This is a genomic window from Bifidobacterium minimum (assembly GCF_000741645.1).
Taxonomy (GTDB): Bacteria; Actinomycetota; Actinomycetes; order Actinomycetales; family Bifidobacteriaceae; genus Bifidobacterium; species Bifidobacterium minimum.
In genome coordinates, this window is the sequence record NZ_JGZD01000009.1 from 407,358 (window position 1) to 432,152 (window position 24,795).

Sequence of the window (24,795 nt, forward strand, 5' to 3'; positions counted from 1 at the left end):
CGGAATGCCGGACTCTCAGCCGGACGCGAAGGCGGCGGCGACGCCATCGTCGGATCGACGCGGCGGCAGGCTCGTCGTTCTCACGGGGCCGACCGCGGTCGGCAAGGGCACCGTCGAGGCGCGTCTGCGTGCGGACCATCCCGAGGTGTGGGTGTCCGTGTCGGCGACGACCCGTGCTCCGCGGCCCGGTGAGCGCGATGGCGTCAACTATTGGTTCATGACCGATGAGGAGTTCCTCCGCCGGGAACGCGACGGGCTTTTTCTGGAAACGGCGGTCGTCCATGGCCTCGCCCATTACGGGACGCCGTTGGAACCGGTGCTTGAGCATATGCGCCGGGGGATCCCCACCATACTGGAGATCGACCTGCAGGGCGCACGGAGGGTCAAGGAAAAGGCGCTCGCTCTGGGACTTCAGGTCGTGTACGTGTTCCTTGCGCCGCCAAGCTTCGACGATCTCGCCACGCGTCTGCGCAAGCGCGGCACCGAGACGCAGGATCAGATGGCTCGCCGTCTGGAGACCGCCAGAGTGGAGCTCGCGGCGGAATCGGAGTTCGACGTCACGATAGTCAATGACGACGTCAGTCGCGCCGCCGACGCTCTGTGGTCGGTGATCGCTCAGGAGTACGGGCTCGATCGGCAGGATTGATCGTGATCGACGACTTCGGCCCGCGCACCAATTGGTGCGCGGGCCGAAGCGTCAGCCGGAACGGTGCGGAATATCGGGTTTTGATGGGAGAACCACCACGACATTCCGCACGCCCCGGACGGGAACCATCCGAGTGGCGCCGAGGTTATTTCTGGTCGGATGACGACAGGGTCGTCGCCGCGAGAATCACCGCAACGACGGCGAGAACCCACGTCCACCAAGCTCCGCTGCCCCCTGAGAACCCGCCGAACCACGGTGTGAAGAACGTGAAGGCGGACGCGATGATCTGCACCCACTCCGACGCCTTCGAGCTTGCGGTCGCCAACGACCATATCGCGACGACGGCGATGATGATGCCCATGACGACCGCCCAGGTCGATCCCTTGTCGAATTCGGCGAACAGCGGGGTGAGCGCAAGAAGCACTCCCAGCACCAGATTCGTCCAGTCCTGCCAGGTTTTCCAGTTACGGTTTTCGGATGTTTCTGAGGACATGGCCTCTCTCCTTTCGAAGTGCTACGGATATCCGTAGCGATACGGAAAATCGTATCGCAAAGACGGTGAAAGTCAACTCCGAAACGTCAGATGGATACCCGCGTCCACGGCGTGATTCGGTAATTTCTACCGGCGGGAATCCACCTCGGCGGGAATCCCTCCGGCGCGCGCCAGTCGTCGCCGTCGGCCGGCGGGTCCGTCGACCGATCGTTCTCGTCGATTAGCCTGGCCCTCGATCAGTCTGTCCCTTGATTAGTCGGGCCCCTCGATTAGTCGGGCCCCTCGATTAGTCGTTTTCGTCGGTCGTGGCGAGGGCGTTCCAGAGAAGACGCGACTCCCTCGCCGCCCAAAGGGACACGTCGTTGTCCCCGCGGGACGCATCGACGATCAATGATCCCACGATACTGTCCATAACCGCGGTGACGTCGGTGTCCGGACGGAACACCCCGATGCCGATCCCCTTGCGGATGAATTCCTCCGCGGCCCGACGCGCCGGGGTCACCAGCGAGGATTTGAGCCGTGCGACCAACGGGTTGTCCGATGCGAGGACCAGTCCCAGAAGCCGGATGTCGATATGCCTGTCAAGCGACCGGGCGAATCGCGACAGAAGGACGGTCAGATTGTCTCGGGAGGGCTCCAGCTCCAGGGAGAGCGGGATGATCTCCGACACCATCGTGGACATTCCCGCGACGAGATCGGCGCTGTTATGGTACCGCCGGTAGATCGTGGTCTTGGCCACGCCCGAGGTGTCGGACACCGATTGGATGCTGATGGGACGCGTTCCCGCCGCGGCGAGGCGCAATACGGCGTCGGCCAGCTTCCTGTCCACATCCACGCTGCGCTGCCTCCGTGACGTCATCATGCCCATCCCTTCCGAAGGGGCGCGCGCCTGTCCTTGGACACACGTCGGCCCCCGCCGCAGTCATCCTCAGGATAATGCGGCGGGGGCCGACGTGTGTTTCGGGTGACCCGGCGTGGCGTGCCGGTCTACGTCACCGCAGGCCGGACAGCCTGGTCACCGCAGGCCGGACAGCCTGTCGATCAGCTCGGGATCCCGGGTGGCTCCCTTGTCGGCGGACCGCGCGAAGGCCGCGTATGCCTTGAGGGCCTGCGATACGTGGCGGTCGCGGTGCGCCACGTATCCGTCGCCCGCCTCCAGCTCACGCCGCCGGTCGGCCAGTTGGGCATCGCTCAGCTCCACGTTGATGGAGCGGTTGGGGATGTCGATGTCGATGATGTCACCATTGCGGATCAACGCGATGGGACCCTTGTTGGCGGCCTCGGGGGCGACATGGCCGATGGCCAGTCCCGATGACCCTCCGGAGTAGCGGCCGTCCGTGATCAGGGCCACGTCGCGGCCGATGCCCTTGCCCTTGACGAATGATGTGGGGTAGAGCATCTCCTGCATGCCGGGGCCGCCCTTAGGTCCCTCGTAGCGGATGACGAGCGCCTGCCCGGGCTTGAGAGTGTCGTCGAGAATGACCTTGATGGCCTCCTCCTGGGACTCGACGATCAATGCGGGGCCACGGAAATTCCATATCTCCTTGGGGACTCCCGCCGTTTTCACGACGCATCCGTCGGGGGCGAGGTTTCCGCGCAGAATCGCGAGCCCGCCCTCATTGACGGCGGGATGGTCGATGTCGTGGATGGCTCCGTTGACCCGATCCGTGTCCAGCGAGTCGAACAGCGTCTCATGGGTCCATGGCTCCGGCGACACGATGTGGCCGGGGGCCGCGCGGAAGAACTGCCGCACGTCGTCCCGGCAGGTGTCGCGCATGATGTCCCAGTCGTCAAGCTTGGCCTCGAGGCTGGGGTAGTCGACGGAATGGGTGTCGCGGTGGAGCTTGCCTGCCCTGTCAAGCTCGCCCAGGATGCCGGGAATTCCGCCGGCGCGATGCACGTCGGAGATCTCCCACTGTCCCGAAGGCGAGGCCTTGCAGATGCAGGGCACGGTGTGAGAGATCCGCTCGATGTCATCCAGGGTGAAGTCCACGTCGGCGCTTTGGGCCGCTGCAAGGATGTGCAGCACGGTGTTCGTCGATCCGCCCATGGCCACGTCCATGGTCATGGCGTTCTCGAAGGAGTGCTTGGTGGCGATGTTGCGCGGAAGGACCGAATCGTCGTCCTCCTGATAGTAGCGGTGCGCGAGGGTGACGATCATTTCGCCGGCGCGCTCGAACAGCTTCCTGCGGTACGTATGGGAGGCCAGCGTGGTGCCGTTGCCGGGAAGCGCGAGGCCCATCGCCTCGGTGAGGCAGTTCATGGAGTTCGCGGTGAACATGCCGGCGCAGGATCCGCATGTGGGGCACACGGTTTTCTCGTAGGCCAGAAGGTCCTCGTCGGAGATGTTGTCGTCGGCCGTCGCATACATCACGTCGATCAGATCGGTGCTTTTCTCCACCGTTCCGTCGGACAGCGTGGTCGACCCAGCCTCCATGGGCCCGCCCGAGACGAAGATCGTGGGGATGTTCAGGCGCAGGGCGGCCATAAGCATGCCCGGCGTGATCTTGTCGCAGTTGGATATGCAGATCAGGGCGTCGGCGCAGTGGGCGTTCACGGAATACTCGACCGAGTCGGCGATGATGTCGCGACTGGGCAGCGAGTACAGCATGCCCGTATGCCCCATGGCGATTCCGTCGTCGACGGCGATCGTGTTGAACTCACGGGGGATACCGCCCGCCTTCTTCACCGCCTCGGACACCAGACGTCCCACTTTGTTCAGGTGCACATGGCCGGGGACGAACTCGTCGAAGGAGTTCGCGATCGCCACGATGGGCTTGCCGAAATCCTTTCCATCGACGCCGGCGGCACGATAGAGGGCGCGTGCTCCGGCGAACACCCGTCCATTCATCAGTTTTGCAGATCGCATTTCAGCCATGTTTCCAGTTAAGTGCCTTGGCCGGACGGTTCCATCATGGTGGCCGAATAGTGGAACCCCGCCGGCAGGGGGAATCGCGTTCAGGGGAATCGCGCCACGATGGAATAATTCCGTCGCATGCATTAGAATGAACAGATTGACGGCATTCATGGCATTGCGTCCATGCGCCTTTTCACGATTGGGAGAGCTATATGGCATTCGGTACCGAACCAACACCCACAGGGCTTGCGAACCCGTCCATCGACGATCTCATGAAGCATGCGGACTCGCAGTATGCTCTGGCGATTTTCGCGGCCAAACGCGCGCGGCAGATCAACGACTATTTCACGCAGCTCAACGAGGGGCTTCTGCAGAACGTGGGTCCTCTGGTCGAGTATCAGAATCAGGAGAAGCCGCTGTCCATCGCGTTCCGCGAGATCAACGAGGGGCTGCTCGAGGAGACTCTGGGCGCGGACGATCCGACCGAGGGCAACTGAGTCCAAGGGCAAGTCCAAGAACCATCACGACGGTTGCCGGGTCGCGCCATGCACCCCGCGACTTGTCATATTCGGAGCTATCGGATTATCCGTTCGGCCACACGCGCAATCACGGACTGCTGTCGGGGCACCCGGGCAGACTGCTCCGTGAACGGTGGCGTGGCGACGGCAAGGTGAGGTGAGGTCGCATGGAGCGACGATTGATTTCCGCGGAATCGGTCACGGAGGGCCATCCCGACAAGGTGTGCGACCAGATTTCGGACGCCATCCTCGACGACCTGCTTCGGCAGGATCCCCATTCCCATGTGGCGGTGGAGACCTCCGCCACGACGGGACAGTTCTTCGTGTTCGGCGAGGTGACCAGCGAGGGCTACAGCGACGTGCAGTCCATCGTGCGCTCAGTGGTGCGCGACATCGGATACACCAGTTCCACCATAGGGCTGGACGCCGATTCATGCGGCGTGCTCGTGGCCCTGAGCGGTCAGAGCGCCGAAATCAACCAGGGCGTTGACCGTCTCGGCGCCGGTCAGGAGTCCACGGCATCCCGCGAGGAGAGGTACGAGGCTCAGGGGGCCGGCGATCAGGGAGTGATGTTCGGGTACGCCTGTGACGAGACTCCCGCCCTGATGCCGCTGCCGATTTATCTGGCACACCGTCTGGCCTACCGTCTGGCGCAGGTGCGCAAGCAGGGGATCGTCAGGCATCTTCGGCCGGATGGCAAAACGCAGGTCACCATCGAATACGATGCGAACGATAAGCCCGTCCGCATCGACACCGTCCTCATCTCGACACAGCACGATCCCGAGGTGTCCCGTGAATGGCTCGGAGACCAGCTGTCGAGCCACGTCATCGAGCCGGTTCTCGACGAGGTGTGCGGGCGGACCATCAGACATGACGATTTCCGCATGCTGGTGAATCCCACCGGATCGTTCGTGCTGGGCGGACCCGCCGCGGACGCCGGTCTGACCGGCCGAAAGATCATCGTCGACACCTACGGAGGGGCCGCACACCATGGCGGCGGAGCGTTCTCCGGCAAGGACCCCAGCAAGGTCGATCGTTCGGCCGCCTACGCGGCCAGGTGGGTCGCCAAGAACATCGTGGCCGCTGGGCTGGCCCATCGGGTCGAGGTTCAGGTGGCCTATGCGATCGGCGTCGCCGACCCCGTCAGCGTCAACGTCGAGACCTATGGGACCGAGTGCGACGGCGTCAGCCGCGACGACATCCAGCGTGCGGTCCGCGAGGTCTTCGATCTGCGTCCCGCCGCGATTATCGACGAGCTTGATCTTCTGAGGCCGATCTACGCGAAAACCGCGGCCTATGGGCATTTCGGCCGTGATGACGAGGATTTCACCTGGGAGAGGACCGATCGGGTCGGGTCCCTTCGCGAAACCCTGGGACGCTAGGGTGCTTATGGAGGCGTAGGCGGATAAGCCCAGGCCGGTGCCCATGTGATAAAGGAGGTCATATGGCAGGGATGTCAGTGGCGGATATGGCGGGTCTGTTCCTCAGGCCGGATGCGCCGATCAGGATCGAGGCCTTCGACGGATCATCGTTGGGTCCGCACGACGCTCCCGTTTGTATTCAGGTGAAGAATTCACGTGCCGTGTACTACATGGCCGAGCATCCCGGCGAGCTCGGGCTGGCCCGTGCGTATCTTCAGGGCGACATCGACTCCCCGCAGCTCATCCCGGCGGATCCCTACGAGGTGTTCAAGGGGCTCACCGCGGTCAAGCCCTACGTGCGCAGACCGGATCCCCGTGGACTGGCGCGGGCCCTTGCAACGATCGCGTCCCATGGGATCCGTCTCCCGCATGCGCCGGCCATCGAGGGGCCCAGCCGTCTCAAGCGCCTGAGCGAAGGGCTTGTTCCCCACAGCAAGGCCGGAGACGCGGCGACCGTCAGCTATCACTATGACCAGTCGAACGAGTTCTATGCGATGTTCCTCGGACCGTCGATGACGTATACCTGCGCGCTGTTCGACTCGCCCGCGACGTCTCTGGAGGATGCCCAGAAGGCCAAGCTCAATCTGGTTCTCGACAAGCTTGGGCTCAAGGCGGGCGACCGTCTGCTCGACATCGGATGCGGATGGGGATCCATGGAGATCCTCGCGGCGCGCCGCGGCATACACGTTCTTGGCGTGACGCTGTCGCAGGAGCAGGTGTCATGGGGGCAGGAATGGATTCGTCGTGAAGGGCTTGAGGACGTCGCCGAGGTCCGGCTGATGGACTACCGGGATGTTCCCGAGACGGGATTCGACGCCGTGTGCTCTCTGGGAATGATGGAGCATGTCGGCATCAAGCACTACCCGCAGTACTTCGCCGAGATATTCGACAAGCTCAAGCCCGGCGGGATGCTCCTCAACCACCAGATCACCAGAACCAATTCGTACGTCGGGAAATCCGCGGGGCCCTTCATCGACCGCTATATATTCCCGGATGGGCAGCTGGCATCTCCCGGGGAGATCGAGACCAAGATCCATGACGCGGGCTTCGAGGTCGTCCATGAGGAGAACCTGCGTCAGCATTACGCGTTGACGCTGCATCATTGGAACGCGAATCTCCGCAGTCATTGGGACGAGGCCGTGGCGCTGGTCGGGGAGCCCAAGGCGAGGCTGTGGGGCCTGTATATGGCGGGCTGCGCGCTGAACTTCGAACTCAACACGATCCAGATCCATCAGTATCTATGCGTGCGGCCGGGATCCGATGGAACCGACGCGTATCCGTTGAGACCATGGTGGGACGCGCGCTGACGGCGGATCCGTCGGGTCCGAACGCTGCCGGATCGACGGGCGGGGAAGACGGGCCGGTTGCCAGACAGCCGGCCTTCGTGGGAATGGCGCCGCGCAGGCGTCGCGCGCGCCCAAAGACGGCACCTCGGATATCCGACGCATTGCCGGTGGCCCATGTGGTGCTTGACGTTCAGGCGGTCCACCTCGGCGCGGATTTCGACTATCTGATTCCCGCATCGCTTGACGACGAGGCTGTTCCCGGGAGTCTGGTGAGGGTCCGCTTCGGGACGCGCCGCGTCAACGGAGTCCTCTGGGGCAGGGGTGATTCCAGCGACGTCCCCGCATCCGGTCTGAGGCCGCTGGAAAATGTTCTGACGAGGGATCTCGTCCCCGCGGAGCTGAGATCGGACATCGAGGCCATCGCCGATGCCTATGGAGGGACCAGAGCCAATATCCTCCGTCTGGCGATACCCCCGCGATCGGCGGCCGTGGACTCGTTGTGGACGCGATCCGCGAGTGAGTCCGACGGCTCCGTGCCGGCGTCCGCGGACGGGGTCCTCCGCCGTCGTCTGCGTCCGGTCGGCATGGAGATGACACGGTCGTATGATCGGTCGGATGCCGTTCTGGCGTCCCTGGATCGAGAGGGATTCGCGTCGTTCGTCGTCGACTCGGCGCCGGGGCCTGACCATTGCGAGAGATACGTCGCCTGGATGGCGGGGGAGGCGCTGCTGAGAGGTCTTTCGGCGGTGGCGGTGCTTCCCGATATGCGAAGCACCCGGCGCGTCGCCCGGATGCTGGACGGCTGGGGGCTTTCCGTCGATGGGATCGGGGGCGCCTCGCGTGGCGTTGCTGATGCGGGGGACGGCCCTGGCGATGGGATCCGTGACGGCGGGGTTCATGACGGCGACGGGAGCCGCGACGGTCGGGACCATGATGTCGTGGTTCTTGCGGCGTCCATGCCTCCCGCCAACCGTTACGCGGCCTTTCGCGAGGCCGCATCCGGTCGCGCCCGATGCGTTATCGGCCCCCGCGCCGCGATGTACGCGCCGGTGTCGGGCCGGGCGGTTTTCATCATCATGGACGACGCCGCCTATCAGCAGGCCGATGGCATGATGCCTTACGCCCAGGCTCGCGGGGTGATGCGACTGCGGGCGAGGCGGCATAACGGGGTGTTCATGGCCGTGTCGCGTGTGAGAAGCGCCCTCAGCCAATGGGAGTGCGACGGTCCGTCCGAGGGGCCGGACGATGGTCTGGTCGAGGGAGGCTCGGTCGCGGTGCGCCCGACAAGCCGCGTGATCGGTGAGACGCTGCCGGCTTTTCGTTGGCTGAACCGCGAGAATCTTATTCGATGGAACGATCCGACGGTGGGCGCCCGCATACCCCGCACCGCCGTCCGTGTTCTGTCCGCCGCGGTCCGTGAGGGCCCGGTGCTGTTCTCGATACCGAAGGACATGGCCGATCCGGTGTTGGGGTGCTCGACGTGCCACCGCCTCGCCCGATGCCGCAGATGCACGGGCCCCCTGTCCCGTCGGGATTCCGGCGCCGCCCGATGCCAATGGTGCGGAGCCCCGGCTACGGGGTGGACGTGCCGTCATTGCGGAGGGAGTCGGATGGCGCCGGTGCGGGTGGGATCGACCGGTACCGTGCGGCAGATCTCCGAGCTGTTCCCCGGGGTGCCCATAGCCGTGTCGTCCCCCGTGTCCCCCGCAGGCCCTCTGTCGACGGTTGAGGATGCCCCATGCCTTGTCGTGGCCGTTTCGGGCTTCGAACCGCGCGTGCGCACGGTGTCGGGAGATGAAGGCCCGTACAGGGCCGTCGCGATTCTCGATGCGTGGACCAGCCTGTATGCCCAGGGCGTCGACGCGCGTTACGACGTGCTGTCGATGTGGATGAGGGCGATGTCCTGCGCCGCGGGCGTGGGGGCGAGGGGCAGGGCGATGCTTATCGGCGAAACCGATCCGCTGCTTGTCGAGGCCATGCGATCGTGGGATTGCGCCATCGTGTCGCGGCATGAGGTCGATGAGCGCCGGGAAGCGGGCCTTCCCCCCGCGCTGAGCGCCGCGTGCGTCTGGGGGGCGCGACCGAGCGTCATGGGGCTGCTTCGGCAGGTGGGGGCCCTGGGTGGCGACCTTGCCGAGGTGACGATGCAGGATGGGGTCTCCATACCATCCGTTCTCGGGCCGGTGCCGATTCCGCCGCCGAGGACGTTGGACGCGCGCGAGCTCGAACAGACGCGCGATCGGGTCAAGGCCGTCATCAGGGTCCCGCATCGACGACGCGGTGAGCTGGCGGTGAGACTGCGCGAGCGGAGCGCCTGGCACGTCGCCACTCGCGAGCCCGGGGAGCTGCGTTTCGCCCTTGACCCGAAGGATTTCCTGTAGAGCCTGTAGGGCTTCGGGCGGATTCCCGCCGTCCGATTCCCATGAAACCGTGCCGTCGTCTACAATCGTGGGATGCGCCCCATGGTGTTGCCTGTCGTCGGCGCGAATATGCCGGTCCATGGTGCGATGGCCGGTGGAAGGGATAATCGTCCATCATGCTCAAAGTGCTTTTTGCCGGTACCCCCGATGTCGCGGTCCCGTCCCTGATGGCTCTGGCCCAGGACACGGAGAACTTCGAGGTCGTCGCCGTGCTGACGCGTCCCGACGCGCCGAGCGGCCGCGGACGTCGGCTCACTCCCAGTCCGGTGAAGACGGCGGCCCTGACCCTGGGCATACCGGTTCTTGAATGCGACCCCTCCGAGCCGGCGTTCCTCACCGAGCTGATGGCGACGGGGGCCGAGGTCGCCGCGGTGGTCGCCTACGGCCGCATCCTTCATCAGGACGTTCTCGACGCGCTGCCCCGAGGATGGTACAACCTGCACTTCTCGCTGCTTCCTCAATGGAGGGGGGCCGCGCCCGTCCAGAGGTCGATCTGGTCGGGGGACACCGTGACCGGCGCGACCGTTTTCCGCATCACCGCCGGTATGGATTCGGGGCCGATCCTCTCGCAGGCCACGGTGAGCATCGGCCCCCATGAGACGTCCGGGGAGCTGCTGGAACGGCTGTCCCACGACGGCTCCAACCTGCTGCATGCCACCCTGCGGGCGCTGGACGAGAACCGCATCCATCCGGTCGAGCAGTCCGACGGGTCGTACGATCGTGCCGACAAGATCCGCACCGAGGACGCCCGCATCCGCTTCGATGTTCCCGTGTTCGCGGTGGATCGTCAGATCAGGGCGTGCACGCCGGCTCCCGGGGCGTGGTGCGTGGTGCATGCGGGCGACGGGGAGCGCAGCGAGAAGCTCCATGTCATCCAGGCCTCCCCGGCATCCATGGAGAATCCCCAGACGCCGGATTCGCTGGCGCCGGGCCGTCTGGCCGTGGGGAAGCGCAACGTATGGGTGGGCACTCTGACATCACCGCTTGAGCTTCTGCGCGTCAAGGCGCAGGGACGACAGGAGATGTCCGCGGCCGACTGGGCGCGTGGCGCCCGTCTGGGGGTCGGCGCACGCTGCGACTGACGCCGCCGACGCCGCCGGGGCCTCAGCGAAGGTAGTCGAGCACCAGCCGCAGATCGCGGACGTTTATGCGGTGCGGCGCCGCCTTCTGGACGCCGGGCTTGGCGCAGAAGGCGATGCCCAGCCGTGCCTCACGGATCATGGGGACGTCGTTGGCCCCGTCCCCGATGGCCACCGTCTGGGACATGGGGATCCCATCGTCATGGGCCCATTGGCGCAGGGCCGCGAGCTTCGTGTCACGGGTCACGACATCCCCGCGCAGCCTTCCGGTGAGCACCCCGTCGCGGACTCCGAGACCGTTGGCCAGCCAGTGGTCGATGCGGGCGTCGTGCGCCAGTCTGTCGACGATCTCGTGGAATCCACCCGAGACGACGCCGACCTTCCACCCGTGGGAGTGAAGCGTGTCGATGAGGTCCACGGCCCCCGGGGTGAAGTGGAGACCCGCGTAGACGTCGTCAAGCACCGACAGGGGGAGCCCCTCCAGCAGCGACACGCCGGCGTCGAGAGCCTGCCGGAAGTCTATCCCCCCCTCCATCGCCTGACGCGTCAGCCGTGCGATACGTTCTCCCAGGCCCGCGGCCTTGCCCAGTTCGTCGATGACCTCCTCGTCGATGAGGGTGGAGTCGACGTCCATGACCATCAGGCCGGGGTCGGCCAGACGGGGCGCGGCGGGATCGGGCATCCGTTCGGATGGGTTGCCATCGTCACGGTTGCTGTCGTCATGCGGAACGTGGGAATCTTGGAAGGACATGTTGACGATTGTCGGAAAGCATGGGGACAATGGGCGGTATGGATCTTGTTCTTGCTCTCTCCCCCGTACCCCTGTGTGGCGCCGATGAGGGTCTTATCGGATCCATCACCAGTTGGCTGGTGTCGTTGATGGGGTCGGTGGGGGGTGTGGGGGTGGCTTTCGCCATCGTTCTCGAATCGGTGTTTCCTCCCATTCCCAGCGAGGTCGTGCTGCCTTTGGCGGGGTTCACGGCGGCCCGCGGCTCGATGGGACTGGTGGAGGCCATCGTATGGGCCACCATCGGGTCGGTGGTGGGGGCGTGGGTTCTGTACGGCGTGTCACGTGCCGTGGGGCTGCATCGCATCCATCGTGCGGCCGACGTCCTTCCGGGCGTCGAGCGCGGCGACGTGGAGAAGGCGACCCGATGGTTCGACAGATACGGCACGTGGTCCGTCCTCATCGGCAGGATCGTTCCCGTCGTGCGGTCGCTGATCTCGATACCCGCGGGTCTGGCGCGCATGCCCTTCGTGACGTTCTCGCTGTGGACGCTGGTGGGGTCGGCTGTGTGGAACACCGTTCTTGTGGGGGCGGGCTACGTTCTCGGCGATCAATGGTGTTCGATCCTCGGCGTTCTGGGCGTGTTCGAGAACGTCGTCATCGCCGTCGTCGTGGTCGTCGTGGTCGCGCTGGCGGGGTATCTGATCCTTCGCGCGATTCGAGCCCACCGGTCGTCGCACGGGGATGAGCGGAAGGACGAGGGGGAGGCCGGGAATGGCGATGGAGACTGATGCAGGGATGGAGACTGATGCGCGGAACGGCAACCGGGGGGAGGACTCCGTGTCCGACGCGTCCCGGTCGGCCCTGGCCGAGCAGAACGACGCCCTGAGGGTTCGCAACCACAGGCTTGCCCAGGCTCTTGAGCGCGCCGGCAAGGAGCTCGACAAGGCCAAGGCGCGGCTTGATCAGGCACAGGAGCCCCCGTTGACGGTGGCGACGATGGTGACGGTCGATTCCGTGCGCTTCGACGCCCAGGGGGTTCGGCACGCGTCCGCCGAGGTGTCCGTCGGTTCGCGCCGGTTGATCGTTCCCGTCTCCACGGGCGTGGAGCTGTCCCGTTTGTCGCCCGGCGATGCCGTGACGCTGAACGATTCGATGGTTCTGGTGGCCGTGCGCGCGGTGGATCGGCTCGGGCAGGTCCGGCGCGTCTCCCGACTGCTGGAGGACGGCCGGCTCATCGTCACGGATGGTTCGGGCAATGCCGTGGTGGTCGACAGGGCCGCGTCGATGTCGCAGGACACGCTGACCGCGGACGATTCGGTCATCATGGATCCGTCGGGACGTTTCGCCGTGGAGGTCGTCAACGGCCATGATGACGCCGATCTTGTGCTCGAGGAGACGCCCGACGTCGATTTCGACGACATCGGCGGTCTTGACGCCCAGATCGAACGGATACGCGACGCCGTCCAGCTGCCCTTCCTCCATCGTGGGCTTTTCGAGCGGTACAACCTCCGCCCGCCCAAAGGCGTGCTCCTATACGGGCCTCCCGGCAACGGCAAGACCCTGATCGCCAAGGCCATCGCCAATTCGCTTGCGGGGATGTCGGACGCGCGGGGCGTGTTCCTGTCGGTGAAGGGTCCCGAGCTGCTCAACAAGTACGTCGGGGAGTCCGAGCGGCTTATCCGCGTGATCTTCCGCCGGGCGCGTGAACGTGCCGCCGCGGGACGCCCGGTCATCGTCTTCATCGATGAGATGGACTCCCTGCTGCGCACGCGGGGGACGGGCGTTTCGAGCGACGTCGAGACCACGATCGTGCCCCAGTTCCTTTCGGAGATGGACGGCGTCGACGGGTTGGGCAACGTCATCGTCATCGGGGCCTCGAACAGGGTCGATATGATCGATCCCGCCGTGCTGCGCCCCGGACGGCTCGACGTCAAGATACGGATCGATCGTCCGGGAAGGATCCAGGCCGAGTCGATTCTTCGCCATTACCTCACCGAGGATCTTCCCTTCGACGCGGGCGTCCGTCCGCAGGATCTGGTGGGTCTTCTCGCCTCGGACATCTATCGCGTCGACGAGAGCCGGCATGTGTGCGACGTTCGTGACGATCAGGGACGGTGGAGTCCGGTGTGGTTCGCCGACGTCACCTCCGGCGCGATGCTGCGCAACATCGTCGACAGAGCCAAGACCGATGCGGTCAAATCCTCCATCCGATCAGGGTCCGACGTCGCGATCGACGTGGATATGCTCGCGTCCGCGGTCCAGGAGGAGTACGAGCAGACCTGCGATGAGATCCTGGACGCCGATCCGCAGCAGTGGTCGCGGGTCAACGGCATCGGCGACGGGCGGGTCGTGGCGATCCGCCGTCCCTCGGGGGAGCGGGAATGACCGTCCGCAGGATGATGGGCACGGAGACGGAGTATGCGGTGTCGCGGTTCCGCGAGGCGCACCCCGATTCGGTAGGACTGTCCTTCGCCGTCGTCCGGGCGGCCAGCGATCCGTCGACGTCCCATATCCGCTGGGACTACCGGTCCGAGGACCCCGTCAACGACGCGCGCGGAGGACGCCTGCCCCGGGCGGCGGCCCGTCCCGACATGCTTACGGATGAGCCGCAGGACGTCATCGTCAATGTCGTCACCTCCAACGGCGCACGGGTGTACGTCGACCATGCGCATCCGGAATACGCCTCACCGGAGACTCGCGACCCCTTCGAGGCCGTGCTGTACGACCATGCGGGTGACGGGATCATGCACGATGCGGCCGTGCGGGCGGGGAACCGCGAGGGCGCTCCGATCCGATTGCACCGCAACAACATCGACGGCAAAGGGGCCAGCTGGGGGACGCACGAGAACTACCTCATGCGGCGTTCGGTGCCGTTCGATCGGGTGGCCTCCCTGATGACCGCGCATCTGGTGTCGCGCCAGATATACGCGGGCTCCGGACGGGTCGGGCTGGGGGAGCGGGGGGAGACGCCGGGGTACCAGCTCAGCCAGCGGGCCGACTACATCCACACGCGGGTGGGTCTGCAGACGACCTTCGACAGGCCCATCATCAACGCGCGCGACGAGGCGCATTCCACCGATCCGTGGAGGCGTCTGCACGTGATAGTCGGTGACGCCAACCGCATGGACGTCCCCCAGGCGCTCAAACTGGGCGTGACCAGTCTCGTCCTATGGCTTCTGGAAAACGGGGATTCGTACGGGGTGGATGTGGCCGCCCTCGCCGATGAGCTTCTTCCCCGTGATCCGGTGGCCGCGCTCCATGCGGTGTCGCGCGATCTGACGCTGGCCGAGACCATCGAGACCCAGGGCCGTGGACCGCTGACCGCATGGCAGATCCAGACGACGCTGCTGTCCGCGGTGTATCGCGCGGCGGCGCTGGCCTACGGCGTCGACTCCCGCGGCGAGCCCGTGTGGCCCGATCCTTCCACGGTCCGCATCGTCTCCTGGTGGAGAAGGGCTCTGACCGATGTCGCCGCCATCCGCCACAGCGACGACAAGCGCAGGATGGGGATGCATGAGGAGGCGTCACGCATCGAATGGCTTCTCAAATGGCAGCTGCTCCGTCGCTGGGCGCGGGGCAGGGGGCTGTCGTGGAGCGATCCGCGGATGGAGGCGCTGGGGCTGTCATGGTCGGATCTTGATCCGGCGTCATCGGTTTTCGCGCGTCTGGGCGACGCCGTCGAGCACATTCCCGTGGAATGGGCGACGTCTCCGCAGAGGGCACGACGCCTTCCTCCGCCCGACACCAGGGCATGGGCGCGTTCCCGCCTCGTCTCGCTGTTCCCCGACCGCGTCGTCGCCGTCACCTGGTCGTCAGTCACCATGCGTCGTGACGACGGTGGTCTGGCGCTTATCGACATGTCCGACCCGGATGAGGACTGGGGATGCGACCGGCTCGGCTATCTGGAGGGCGATGGCATGAGGGATCATCCCGATGAGGTGATTCACAGGCTGTCGGCGGAACGGTAGAATCGGATGAGCGGCTGACGCATGCGAGGATCGGACGTGTCGACGCCGACACGGCACGTCGGACGGCCCCTTCGACGACATGGACAGACATGGAGATATGACAATGGATTTGCGTGAACTCGCCATGGAGATGACGACCGTCGTTCATGAGGCCGGACGGCATGCCCTCCAATACCAGATGACCCCCCACGACCTTTCCATCACGCGTCCTTCGAGGGACGAGGCGGAGTTCACGCCGGACATCGACCACAGGCTCGTGAGGTATCTCGAGGATGGGATCGGATCCCGGGAGCCCTTCAACGGCTTCTGGCGCAACCGTCCCGAGCAGTGCTCGCCCTGGGAGCGGTATTGGTGCGTGGGTGGTGTGGACGGAGGGATCAACTTCGTGCGCAACATGGCCGAATGGACCGTGACCGTCTCCCTTTTCGAGTTCAACGAGAACCTGTCGGCCCAGCCCATTATCGGCATCGTCCATGCCCCCGCACTGGGACTGACCTATGTCGCGGCCCGTCGGCAGGGGGCCGTGAGGATCCGGACCACGCCCGTCGGTGAGAAGCGGGACAAGGTCATGCCGTCGATGATGGCGACGTTGGAGGGTTCCGTCGTCAGCTATGGGATGTCCGTTTTCCCCGAGGAGTCGCTGCGCGCGCTCAACGTCGTGTCCGCCATCGCGGGGAAGCCCGCCGACATCAAACGTGTCGGGCCCGCGTCCCTCGATCTGTGCCGTGTCGCCGACGGCACGTACGACGCCTATTTCGAACCGCATCTCCACCGTTGGGACGTTCCCGCCGTGTCCGCGGGCACGGTGGTCGTCTGGGAGGCCCAGGGGAAGGTGCGGCAATGGAACGATGACGAGATCCATTGGCGGCGGGAGAACGACATCGTCGCGTCCAACGGGCTGATCATCGACGAGCTGCGCCCGTATCTTGCCTGATGATTGTGCTCGCATGTTCCGCTTGCCGCATATCCCGTCCGGCGGGTCGGGACGTCGGGCGCGACGGGGCGCCTGCGCGCATCGACGCCATGACGTGGCGCGATGCCCGTCGGACCGTCGCCGGACCTTGGAACGGCGCCCTCCGATGGCGTCCGGATGGTGTAAACCGGATTGATGCGTGCTGGATGGACCCACGACGTGACAGAAGGAGGTCGGCATGACCAGAATGACATCCCGTAGGCAGTCCGGGAATCAGGACCATGTCCGGGACGAGGACGTCGAGGATGAGGCGGTCGCCGGCCGGCGATCCAAGGACGCTGCCGGCGTCGACCTTGATGCCGTTCTGGATGACATATCCTCGACATTGGAGTCGAACGCCGAAGAGTACGTCAACGGTTTCGTCCAGCAGGGCGGACAGTGATGCCCCAGCTGCATGACAGCGAGAGTCGTGGGCGCGGCGGCGCCGGGATGAGTCCCGAGTTCGAGGGCTTCGCCAGGATATTCGGCATAGAGACCGAATACGGCGTGAGCGTCACCGACAGCGGAAGGCATGAGGACGCCGGTCAGGTGGCTTTGGCGATGTACAGGCCGATCGTGTCGCGGGGCCGATCGACGAACACCTATCTCACGAACGGCGCGCGGTTGTATCTTGATGTGGGGTCCCACCCGGAGTATGCGACCGCCGAATGCCGGGATCCCCATGACGCCATGGTCCAGGATCGTGCCGGGGAGATCGTGATGTCCCGCCTCGCCAACGATGTCCAACGCAGGATGCGGGCGGCGACCGGGCGTCCCGTCAGAATCCATCTTTTCAAGAACAACGTGGATTCCGCGGGGCATTCGTTCGGATGCCACGAGAACTATCTCGTCCGGCGTTTCGTCTCGCTGGACATGGTGGAGCGCGAGCTTCTCCCGTTTCTGGTGACGCGTCAGATCTTCACGGGGGCCGGGCGTCTCACCTCCCATGGATTCGAGCTCACCCAGCGCTCCGGATTCCTTGACGAGGCGGTGTCCTCCGCGACTACGCGCTCCCGCCCGATGGTCAACACCAGGGACGAACCCCATGCCGATCCCGATGAGTTCCGCCGGCTCCATGTGATCATCGGCGATTCGAACCGTTCCCAGTTCGCCACGCGGATGAAGCTGGCCACCACCCATCTCGTCCTGTGCGTGATGGAGGACGCCGCGCGCAGGGGCGTTCCCTCGGGTCTGGACGGCTGCGCGTTGGCGGATCCGCGTCAGGCCAACCGAATCATCAGCGTCGAGGGCGTTCACGCCCCCATCGAGCTGGCGAGCCGTGCAGGACTGCATGGAGGGTCGGATGCGGCGTCTGCGGCGGATGTCACCGCCGTCGACGTCCAGCGCCGCTACATCGACGTCGTCACGCGGTTCCTCGATTCGCATGGTGAGGAGGTCGACGCCGCGCTCACCGTATCGACGGCCCGTTCGATAGTGGCGCAATGGACGCGGGTGGTCGACGCCGCGGCGGCGGATGACGTCGAGGCGATCGCCGACCGGGTCGACTGGGCGGCCAAAAAGCGGCTTATGGATCGGTGGAAGGACAGGCATTCCGGTGACCTCGACGCCGGTTGTTCCGGTTCCGGCGACCCCAAGAGGTTGGTCCAGTTGGACTTCGACTACCATGACATCGTCAATGGCGCATCATTCGAGGCTCTGGTCCGGCATGGGATGATGGTGTCGGAGGTCGACGCCAGGACGGGAGACATGGCCGTCGAGAATCCTCCATCGGACACCCGGGCGGCGCTTCGCGGGGAGTTCATGCGTCGTGCGCTGCAATCATCCCGTCAATGGTCCTGCGACTGGACGCGGCTGGCCATAGGGGGGGATGACCGGCATGAGGCGTTCCTCATCGATCCCTTCGACACGAAGCCGTCCGAGGACTACCGTCTGGTGATGCGCATGCTGGATCCCTCTTCGGATTCCGCGTCCGACGTGACGGTGTGATTACGTGACGGTGTGATGGCGCTGTGGAAAAGCCGTGGGGAACGACAATATGGGGAAACGGCAATATGGCGAAACGACAATATGGGGAAACGGCAATATGGGGAAGGGAAAGTCGGGGACGAAAAAACGGTGGAGGGCGGAACTGCGATGTTCCGTCCTCCACCGTCGACGATGAATCACATCACAGCGTCATCATGGCGGATGTCGAATCCTCCCTGATGCTCCGGAAATGAAACCGAGGGGATGGCGTTACTTGGTAACGGCCTTCTTCAGCAGCGAACCGGCGGAGATGCGGACTCCGTAGGACGCGGGAATCTCGATGGTCTCGCCGGTGCGGGGATTGCGTCCGGTGCGCGCGGCACGCTTGACACGCTCAGCTGAGAAGAGTCCGGTGAGCTTGAGGCCCTCACCAGACTGCATCGCCTCAACGAAGACGTCCTGGAACGCGTTGACCGCAGCCTCGGCCTGGGCCTTCGTGAGGTTGGACTTCTGCGCGATCTTGGAGACGAGATCAGACTTGTTGTATGCCATGAAAGCATCCTTTTTGGTCAGGGGCCTTCTCTAAGTTCTCAGGCCACGTTCAACAATTGATGATACCTCAGTTTTCCGCGAGGGAGTGCGTTTCTCGGGGTTTTCACGTCTTCTTCGCGACCATCAGATCTGTTCGTGGGCCGAGAGCCACCTCATTGCCACGGCGCCCGCGGGGATGCGCAGCCAGTAGAAGACGACCCGGTACAGAAGCGTTGCGGACAGCGCGATTCCCGCCGGGACGCCCATTCCGCTGAAGGACAGAGTCAGGGCCGCCTCGACGGCGCCCAGTCCGCCCGGAGTGGGGACTGCGGAGGCCAGGGTGTTGGCCAGCAGGAAGACGAATATCGTCTCCACCGGATTGGTTCTCCTACCGAAGGCCAGCAGAGCCACCCAGAAGCTCAGGGCGGTGGCGAGGTTGAGGATGACCGCCCCGAGGAATCCTATGACGAGTCTGTCGGGGCGGGCGAGGATGTCGATGAAGCGCCGCGCGTAGACCGCCGCCAGGGGCAGGTACTTGTCGGTGATGAGCCTGCGTATGGGCGCGATGATCATGGCCAGGCAGAACGCCAGGGTCACGATGCCGATGACGATGATCAGCGTGTTGGTCGGAATCGCTCCCGACAGGGTGTTGCGCCCGGTGAAAAGGCCGATGACGATGGTCAGAAGGATCGTCGTCAGTCCCTGGACCGCCCATGTGGCGCTCGTGGCCGCGGTGGCGTCGGCGCTGCGCAGCCCCCGACGCCGAAGATGCTGGAAGTTGACGAACGCGGGTCCCACTCCTGCCGGCATCGAGACGGCCGTCAACCCGGACGCTATCTGGGTGATGAACAGCGCGGGCCAGTTCCGGCGCTCCTTGTCGATGAAGATCCCCAGAGTCAGGGCCGATCCCATCCATGCGACGATGCTGAGGGCCACGCACAGGGCGGCCATAATCGGTTTGGCGTTTCTCACCGCAGCGATGACGTCGTCGGGACGCAGCTGGGTGAACACGACGGCCACAGCGACCACCGACAACGCGATCGTGATGAAGGACTTGAGGCTGAACCGTGAGATGCTGACGGTCTGGACGGTGTCCGCGTCGTCAGCGGCCAGCGCCTGCAGCGAGGACCGCACGGACGAGATCAGTTGTCTGGTGCATTCGGGAAGGGCCCGGGTCCCCATGGGCACCGCGGCGCGTTGGATGAAGGGCGAAAGAGACAGGAGGACGTCGTCGTCCCATACCTGACGGGCGTTGGCTATGGTGCGTTCGACGCCCATGCACGCGGACAGCAGGATGATGATCTGCGCCCTGTCCACCGTAATGTTGGCGTTGGCGCTCGCGCAGTCGCCGTTCTGCCATCCCGCGATGATGGGAGTGCCGTCCTGAAGGATCGCCAGTGACGCGGGTGTGATATGTCGATGGGTGTAACCCCTTCGATTGGCCGTGTCCAGATACGTCATGAAGGCGACCGCAGCGGCGTCGTCCATCATGGATGCGTCATAGGGGTGGGGCGTCCCGTCGGCGGGAAGCACCAGCAGCGAGGATTCACCGGAATCGGCGGTGCCGTACACCCGCGGTGTCGGCAGGCCCACATGTGCGAGTCCCAGGATCATCGATAGATGATGATGGTTCGCGTCGAAAACGGATCTGTCCCTTCTTACGGGGATCCCGCGCAGCCTCACCCATTGCCACAGCTGGTTGAGGTATCCGGCGACGTGAATCTGGCTGTCCAGCACGGACACGACGTATCGTTCGTCATCCCGGGTCGTCATGTCGTAGAGGCGCGACCCGTCGATGAGGTCGTCATCCAGGACGGCGGTCGGGACCGCATGGATGGAGGAATCCCTATCCCTGCAGCTGAGCGTCCGCGGATCCAATCCTATGGAACGCAGGGCCTGCACGATCTGGTTCCCCCAGATCCCCTGATTCATGGTTCCCGAGGCGAATCGCAGCAGGGAACCGACCGTCCGTCCCACGGCCAGCGAGACCAGCGTTCCCGCGACGGAATACCACAGGACCGCCACCAGAAGGACCGCCATGAAAAGCAGGGCACTCCATCCCCATTTGACGGAGGACCGCGTCCGCTGCGGCCCGGCCATGGTGAGGAAGGATCCCAGGCCCGCATAGATGTCCGGAAGCAGCATGGTCTGCGGACCGAACTCCAGGGAATCCAGCGTCGACAGCATCGAGGTGTCCCCGATGCGGAACAGGGCCATCGACAGCGCCCATGCGGCCCCATATCCCACGAACAGCGCGATGACGGACATCGCCGACTGCGCCCATGCCCGGCTCGTTAGCAGATGGATGAGCACGGTCATGACGATCATCACCGTGACCAGCTGCTGAAGCATTGACGCGGGAAGGTTCATCAGCCAGTCGACGGATCGGACGGCGGTGTGGGCGTCGGACTCGACGCCGGATGTCACGCCCTGGAGCATGGACGACGTCAGAAGGACGATGATCCCGCAGATGAGGGCTATCCCTGCGTGAACGATGTCGCCCAGGCTCCGCGTCAGGTGCGGGGGACTGTCGAGAACGGTGGTCTGCCCGTGGGCCGATGCGGGATGTCGGTCCTTGGAGGAAACGGATGCGGCGTTGCTCATTGGCGGTCGAAGTCAACCAGCTTGTCCGCGCAGCCCGTGTAGGAGGCCGGTGTCAGACGCCTCAGTCTTTCCGCGGTCTCGTCGTCGAAGTCGAGGGAATCGATGAAGCGTTCGACGTCCTCCTGCGAGATCGCGCGTCCTCGCATCAGCTCCTTCACCTGCTCATAGGGATGCTCCATGCCGGTGCGCCCGGCGAGCTCCGCGGCCCTCATGGCCGTCTGGATCGGTTCGCCCAGAACCTCCCAGTTGTCATCGAGTTCGCGGTCCATGACGGCCTCGTTGGGATGGATCGACCGCAGACCGGCGTCGAGGTTGTCCATGGCGAGGACCGAGTATCCCATCGCCGATCCTATGTTGCGCTGTGTGGTCGAATCCGTGAGATCGCGCTGCCAGCGGCTCTCCACCAACGTCGCGGACAGCGAGTCCAGCATGGCGCATGAGAGCTCGAGGTTCGCCTCCGCGTTCTCGAAACGGATGGGGTTGATCTTGTGGGGCATGGTCGAGGATCCCGTGGCCCCCTTGACGGCCTCCTGCGCGAAAACCCCGCGGGAGATGTACATCCAGACGTCAACGGCGAGATTATGCAGAATGCGGTTCACGTGGCTGATGGCGCCGTACAGCTCGGCCTGCCAGTCGTGGCTTTCGATCTGGGTGGTCAACGGATTCCAGGTCAGTCCCATGCGCTCCGTCACGAAGACGCGCGAGACGTCGATCCAGTCCACCTGCGGGACGGCCGCCATATGCGCTCCGAACGTACCCGTGGCCCCGTTGAGCTTGCCGAGGTATTCCTGGGCACGGACGCGCCGCAGCTGGCGGTCGAGACGGTGGACGTACACCGCGAGCTCCTTGCCGAGGGTCGTGGGAGTGGCGGGCTGTCCATGGGTGAGCGACAGCATCGGCCGCGCCCTGTACAGATGGGCCTTCTCGTCAAGCTCATCGACGATGGCCTGGACTTTGGGAAGCCACACGTTCTCGACGGCGTTCCTGACGCATCGCGCCGTCGACAGATTGTTGATGTCCTCGGATGTGCAGGCGAAGTGGACCAGAGTCGTGAGACGGGGAAGCTGGCTGCCTTCGGGCAGGGCGCTCCGGGCCGCTTCCAGCGCGTCGTCGATGGAGTATTCGACCGCCTTCACGTCGTGGTGGGTGACGGCCTCGTGGGCGGCATGTCTGGCGATCGCGGCCTCGTCGAAGCCTTCGGGGATGTCCCGGAGGAACCGCTTCTCGACGTCGGTGAGGGGATGGACGCCCGTGACAAGGGGCCTGTTCCCGTTGCCCTTGTAGCCATTGGCCAGAAGAATCATCCACTCGACCTCGACGCGCATCCGTTCTCTGTTCAGAGCCGGTTCGCTCAGAAACTCGACGAGCGGATGGGTCTGGCGGCGATAGCGTCCATCAAGCGGAGACAGGGCGATGGCGGGGGATATCTCAGTCAGGTTCATGGCATACACAGTACGTCGAGGCGTGAACCGTGGACCCTTTATGACCGTCCGGCGGATCATGGCGCGGATTTCTCCGATGCGGCGCCATAACCCATGCGTCCCTGCCAGTACGAGGTCGACACAAGAGATCCCGACAGCAGGGACGACACCCTGCGGTCATGCTCGAGGACCTGTGGCGATCCCCATGACGCCGCATCCGCGTAGGCTGCCTGATGGTATTGGAGCCAATGGGTGATCTCGGTGTCCTCGGAGGCGTCCTTGACGGGAGTCCCCACATCCTGAGAGGATTCGCTGACGCGTCCGCGGATGGTGACCTTATTGTCCCCATCCGGGTTGGCGGCCCCGTCGAGCGCGGCCACCAGCTCATCCTCCATCTCGATGCTGGTCACGCTCGTCGATGATGGAATCGGATGATTGGCGATGGGGGAGCCTGCGGTGATGACGTGGCTGATAGTGAAGGAGTCCGACATGTCCGACGCGATCGCGGCCGTGACTATGCCGCCCTGTGAATGGCCGGCCATGACGACGCGATCGTTCTTCCCGATGCCCGCCCGGCGCATCGCCTCGACGACCATGCGGGCGCTGTCCGCCCGCATGCGCTGACGTGGATCGGAGCTCATCAGCTCGACGTTCTGCTCCCATCCGAAGGGGGAATCCTGCTCGCCGTCCGTTCCCGGAACCAGGACGAGCCAGACGCGCTCGCCCGAGGGATTGACGTACTCCTGGATGGCGATGGTCGCGTAGGACAGCCCGCTGTGCAGATCCGTGCGACCGAGCCTCTCCTGCGAGAGCCTCCGCAGGTTCTCCAGAACGTTGGGGATGGATCGCGACGCCAGCGCCACCTCCTGGGAGGGCGTGACCGGAGTGACCGTCAGATGGTTCCCCTGGAGACGGTCGGTGATGCGCGCGGTGATGGCCGCGAGTCTTCCGGCGGCCTGCGCCAGGGTGTTCGTCCCCGTGAAGGGGATTTCGAGGGGACGGCCGGCGATGGTCGCCGCCAGCGAGGACACGGCCCCCTCATGAAGAGGTGACGATGGCTCCAGCGCGTCCGCGATGTTCACCGATCCACGGGTGAGAACGCCCTTGAGGACGCCCGCCGTGGCCGGGACAAGCGCCGCCGCGACCGGAGCCAGCGGATTGACTGATCCCATGGCGCGCATGAGGGATGCGATCAAGGAGCGCGTGATGCCTTCGGCCTGCGAGTGGAGGCCATGGGCTCGGGCGACCTGATCGGCGAGGGTCATGAGGGATCTTCCCAGAGAGTCGCAGGACCGGGCGTAGACGGCGCACTGTTCGGATTGACGGCGGATCGTCGCCGACCGGGTGGCTTGGGTGGGGTCGATGGATCCGCCCATCAGAGCCCGGAACACCGCCCCTTCCATCTCGAGTCCGGCCATGGTCCACAGAAAGCCGAGCCTCGTGAACGAGCGCGCCCTGTCCCGGATCGTCGCGATGAAGGCGTTGGAAAGGGCTTCGTCGGCGACGCTCAGACGGCCACCGGATACGGATGAGCTCACTCGCCGGCTCATCGGGACAGCTCCGAATCGGCACGGGCCCATTCCATCCGGATGCGTTCATGCAGATCCATCCCCACGGTGACGTGCCGGGCGAGACATGCCATGAAGCGCTCATGGGACTCGCCCGTCCATTCAGTCGGCGTCATGGCGGGCAATCCTCTGAGGTCCTCGACGGCGCGATCCATGCAGGCCATCGGCAGAGACATGATCGCCTCCACCTGCATGGCCACGGACCGCCATAGCAGGTCGGTCATAATCGCGGCGGGCGTGCTGACGTCGATGATGGAGGGAAGGCTCATGGCGTCGATTGAACACCAAGGCCATCGGCGTCATGCCGGGCAAGCGGGAATGTGGTCGGACGCGCGCGGGAATTCATTCCTGCCGTCATCATGACATCACACGCGA

The 24,795-nt window shown here is 64.9% G+C and carries 21 protein-coding genes; 12 read left to right on the forward strand and 9 right to left on the reverse strand.

The genetic code is table 11. The annotated features are described in order from the left end of the window. The first annotated feature begins 4 nt into the window (after window positions 1-4). On the forward strand, window positions 5-646 hold the full coding sequence (gene gmk, locus BMIN_RS05465; RefSeq protein ID WP_026647283.1) for a guanylate kinase: 642 nt from the start codon (window positions 5-7) through the stop codon (window positions 644-646). A 145-nt stretch (window positions 647-791) separates the two neighbouring features. Here gmk and BMIN_RS05470 read toward each other — a convergent pair whose 3' ends face one another. The 3 genes from BMIN_RS05470 to ilvD form a co-directional block, all read right to left on the reverse strand. Continuing rightward, window positions 792-1,139: an SPW repeat domain-containing protein gene (locus tag BMIN_RS05470; RefSeq protein ID WP_022860476.1), complete on the reverse strand. Its 348-nt coding sequence runs from the start codon at window positions 1,137-1,139 to the stop codon at window positions 792-794. 286 nt (window positions 1,140-1,425) lie between these two features. Then, on the reverse strand, window positions 1,426-2,001 hold the full coding sequence (locus BMIN_RS05475; protein WP_152595258.1) for a TetR/AcrR family transcriptional regulator: 576 nt from the start codon (window positions 1,999-2,001) through the stop codon (window positions 1,426-1,428). Between the two features lie 153 nt (window positions 2,002-2,154). Beyond that, window positions 2,155-4,017, reverse strand: coding sequence for a dihydroxy-acid dehydratase (ilvD, locus tag BMIN_RS05480; RefSeq protein ID WP_026647285.1), 1,863 nt, complete (start codon window positions 4,015-4,017; stop codon window positions 2,155-2,157). Window positions 4,018-4,208: 191 nt separating this feature from the next. On the opposite strand from ilvD, the gene rpoZ reads away from it, so the two are divergent. From rpoZ to fmt, 5 genes are all read left to right on the forward strand, one after another. Beyond that, the gene (gene rpoZ, locus BMIN_RS05485) at window positions 4,209-4,493 is read left to right on the forward strand and encodes a DNA-directed RNA polymerase subunit omega (protein ID WP_022860479.1); all 285 of its coding nucleotides are present in this window, start codon (window positions 4,209-4,211) and stop codon (window positions 4,491-4,493) included. Between the two features lie 188 nt (window positions 4,494-4,681). Further along, entirely contained in the window at window positions 4,682-5,896 is a 1,215-nt protein-coding gene (gene metK, locus BMIN_RS05490) for a methionine adenosyltransferase (RefSeq protein ID WP_022860480.1), read from the forward strand. Between the two features lie 62 nt (window positions 5,897-5,958). Further along, window positions 5,959-7,242 (forward strand): SAM-dependent methyltransferase, encoded by a 1,284-nt coding sequence (locus tag BMIN_RS05495; protein WP_022860481.1) that lies wholly within the window; start codon window positions 5,959-5,961, stop codon window positions 7,240-7,242. 83 nt (window positions 7,243-7,325) lie between these two features. Then, entirely contained in the window at window positions 7,326-9,602 is a 2,277-nt protein-coding gene (locus BMIN_RS05500; RefSeq protein ID WP_051126234.1) for a primosomal protein N' family DNA-binding protein, read from the forward strand. A 155-nt stretch (window positions 9,603-9,757) separates the two neighbouring features. Continuing rightward, a complete protein-coding gene (gene fmt / locus BMIN_RS05505; protein ID WP_022860483.1) occupies window positions 9,758-10,723 on the forward strand; it encodes a methionyl-tRNA formyltransferase in 966 nt (321 codons plus the stop codon). A 22-nt stretch (window positions 10,724-10,745) separates the two neighbouring features. Here the strand turns inward: fmt and serB are convergent, their stop codons facing one another. After that, complete coding sequence (gene serB / locus BMIN_RS05510) at window positions 10,746-11,471, reverse strand: phosphoserine phosphatase SerB (protein ID WP_081928460.1); 726 nt, start codon at window positions 11,469-11,471, stop codon at window positions 10,746-10,748. Between the two features lie 38 nt (window positions 11,472-11,509). On the opposite strand from serB, the gene BMIN_RS05515 reads away from it, so the two are divergent. The 6 genes from BMIN_RS05515 to BMIN_RS05540 all read left to right on the forward strand — a co-directional run bounded on the left by BMIN_RS05515 (window position 11,510) and on the right by BMIN_RS05540 (window position 18,317). Then, the gene (locus BMIN_RS05515) at window positions 11,510-12,238 is read left to right on the forward strand and encodes a DedA family protein (protein WP_051126236.1); all 729 of its coding nucleotides are present in this window, start codon (window positions 11,510-11,512) and stop codon (window positions 12,236-12,238) included. 7 nt (window positions 12,239-12,245) lie between these two features. After that, a complete protein-coding gene (gene arc / locus BMIN_RS05520; protein ID WP_022860485.1) occupies window positions 12,246-13,835 on the forward strand; it encodes a proteasome ATPase in 1,590 nt (529 codons plus the stop codon). Continuing rightward, window positions 13,832-15,418, forward strand: coding sequence for a depupylase/deamidase Dop (dop, locus tag BMIN_RS05525; protein WP_022860486.1), 1,587 nt, complete (start codon window positions 13,832-13,834; stop codon window positions 15,416-15,418). Before arc ends, dop begins: the two co-directional genes overlap by 4 nt. A 103-nt stretch (window positions 15,419-15,521) precedes the next feature. Then, window positions 15,522-16,352 (forward strand): inositol monophosphatase family protein, encoded by an 831-nt coding sequence (locus BMIN_RS05530; RefSeq protein WP_022860487.1) that lies wholly within the window; start codon window positions 15,522-15,524, stop codon window positions 16,350-16,352. A 226-nt stretch (window positions 16,353-16,578) separates the two neighbouring features. Further along, window positions 16,579-16,773, forward strand: coding sequence for a ubiquitin-like protein Pup (locus BMIN_RS09110; RefSeq protein WP_193345795.1), 195 nt, complete (start codon window positions 16,579-16,581; stop codon window positions 16,771-16,773). Then, window positions 16,773-18,317 (forward strand): proteasome accessory factor PafA2 family protein, encoded by a 1,545-nt coding sequence (locus BMIN_RS05540; RefSeq protein WP_022860489.1) that lies wholly within the window; start codon window positions 16,773-16,775, stop codon window positions 18,315-18,317. Before BMIN_RS09110 ends, BMIN_RS05540 begins: the two co-directional genes overlap by 1 nt. A 249-nt stretch (window positions 18,318-18,566) precedes the next feature. On the opposite strand, the gene BMIN_RS05545 is transcribed toward BMIN_RS05540, so the two are convergent. The 5 genes from BMIN_RS05545 to BMIN_RS05565 all read right to left on the reverse strand — a co-directional run bounded on the left by BMIN_RS05545 (window position 18,567) and on the right by BMIN_RS05565 (window position 24,689). After that, a complete protein-coding gene (locus BMIN_RS05545) occupies window positions 18,567-18,848 on the reverse strand; it encodes an HU family DNA-binding protein (protein ID WP_022860490.1) in 282 nt (93 codons plus the stop codon). Between the two features lie 123 nt (window positions 18,849-18,971). Continuing rightward, on the reverse strand, window positions 18,972-21,431 hold the full coding sequence (locus tag BMIN_RS05550) for a lysylphosphatidylglycerol synthase transmembrane domain-containing protein (RefSeq protein ID WP_022860491.1): 2,460 nt from the start codon (window positions 21,429-21,431) through the stop codon (window positions 18,972-18,974). Then, complete coding sequence (gene purB / locus BMIN_RS05555) at window positions 21,428-22,873, reverse strand: adenylosuccinate lyase (protein WP_022860492.1); 1,446 nt, start codon at window positions 22,871-22,873, stop codon at window positions 21,428-21,430. The genes BMIN_RS05550 and purB overlap by 4 nt, the downstream gene beginning before the upstream one ends. A gap of 56 nt (window positions 22,874-22,929) precedes the next feature. Then, window positions 22,930-24,390 (reverse strand): lipase family protein, encoded by a 1,461-nt coding sequence (locus BMIN_RS05560; RefSeq protein ID WP_152595197.1) that lies wholly within the window; start codon window positions 24,388-24,390, stop codon window positions 22,930-22,932. A gap of 8 nt (window positions 24,391-24,398) precedes the next feature. Further along, a complete protein-coding gene (locus BMIN_RS05565; RefSeq protein ID WP_022860494.1) occupies window positions 24,399-24,689 on the reverse strand; it encodes a hypothetical protein in 291 nt (96 codons plus the stop codon). Window positions 24,690-24,795: the final 106 nt, after the last annotated feature.